At 46.4% G+C, this 1,023-nt stretch carries 1 protein-coding gene; it reads right to left on the reverse strand.

From position 1 onward, the window contains the following. Positions 1 to 35: 35 nt before the first annotated feature. The gene (locus tag F9Y84_RS21835; protein WP_147391502.1) at positions 36 to 995 is read right to left on the reverse strand and encodes an IS30 family transposase; all 960 of its coding nucleotides are present in this window, start codon (positions 993 to 995) and stop codon (positions 36 to 38) included. Between the last annotated feature and the right edge of the window lie 28 nt (positions 996 to 1,023).

A 1,023-nucleotide genomic window follows, 5' to 3' on the forward strand; every position in this document is an offset into this window, starting at 1 on the left:
CGCGAATTCAACTCCGAAGTGCACCACTCGCTAAATTAAGCTGCTTTACGTACTTTGCGTAATTTATTGAATACAACAGCAGGCTGTTTATACCCTAAACACTTTCTCGGTCTGGCATTTAATGCCCGTTCAATATCAGCAATCTGCTTGTCCGTTACAGTCCGTAAATCTGTACCTTTCTTGATGTACTGGCGCAGCAGCCCGTTGAAATTTTCATTCAACCCACGCTCCCATGATGAGTATGGATTAGCGAAGTAAATATCTGTTTTCAACTTCTCTGCAACCCGCTCGTGATCACAGAATTCACTTCCATTGTCCGCAGTGATGGTTCGGACTTGGCCGCGATACCGCCACAGCATTCCTATCATTGCTCGACTAACATCAATTGCACTCTTTGCTGGCACTTTACGGAGTAGGTATAGCTTACTTTTACGTTCAACTAGGCTGACAATCGCGCCTGTCCCTTGCTTGCCTAAAACGGTATCAGCTTCCCAGTCACCAAATCGCTTTTTCGTATCGACGATGGCTGGCCGATGTTCAATGCCTACGCGATTCGGAATTATGACTCGCTTGGCTCGACTACCTTTTCGATATTTGCGGTGACCATGGCGCAACTGCTTAAACAGCTTGCCACCACGTAATTTATCACGCCGCACAAAACCGTAAATCCACTCATGGCTAACAGCGTAACCAATCATTTTACCCACGCCTGCGATCTGTTCAGGACTCCATTTTTGACTCAACCCGAACTCTACGAATGTGACAGTCAGCCCTGAAATATTATACTTCGCTGCCTGACATCGGCGCTTTATCGTCTTAGCGTGGGCGACCTCTGGTAGATAATGATTATCCCGAATTCTATTGCGCCGAACTTCGCGGCTTATCGTGCTGTGGCTAACACTCAGCCGCTTTCCAATTTCCCGGTAACTAAAACCCTCGCGTAAGTATGCCTCTATCTGGTATCTTTGTCCTTCGATCAACTGCTTGTAACTCATGGTAACTACTCTTGTTTTTTGGCGATTA

The sequence above is a fragment of the Pseudoalteromonas peptidolytica genome (assembly GCF_012641745.1).
GTDB lineage: Bacteria > Pseudomonadota > Gammaproteobacteria > Enterobacterales > Alteromonadaceae > Pseudoalteromonas > Pseudoalteromonas peptidolytica.

Coding starts and splice junctions, on each gene's coding strand:
- F9Y84_RS21835 (WP_147391502.1), bottom strand. CDS start 995: ATGAGTTACAAGCAGTTGATCGAAGGACAAAGATACCAGATAGAGGCA.